Below are 232 nucleotides of genomic sequence, written 5' to 3'. Positions count from 1 at the left end.
ACAACATTTAATGTAAGTGTTGTAGATGATATTCCTACAGCTAATTCTGAAGCTAAATTATCTGTTGTTGAAGGTAATGTTGCTTTAACTGGAATGATTAACTTATTAGATAATGATGTGCAAGGTGCTGATGATCCAATTTCAACTGTTACAAGTTTTACATATACAAATGAAAGTAATAGTTCTCAAACTGTAAATTTATCAGGTGGTTCAGTTACTGTTGATACTAAAT

1 protein-coding gene is annotated in these 232 nt (G+C 29.7%); it reads left to right on the top strand.

The genetic code is table 11. The annotated features are described in order from the left end of the window. A partial coding sequence (locus ETC07_RS15715) for a hypothetical protein (RefSeq protein WP_168709237.1) occupies window positions 1-232 on the top strand: 232 nt, incomplete at both ends.

Origin of the sequence: Halomonas borealis, assembly GCF_004798905.1 — a bacterium.
Taxonomy (GTDB): domain Bacteria; phylum Pseudomonadota; class Gammaproteobacteria; order Pseudomonadales; family Halomonadaceae; genus Halomonas; species Halomonas borealis.
The sequence above is the reverse complement of the archived record's forward strand: the minus strand, read 5'-3'. Positions and strand labels throughout refer to the sequence as shown.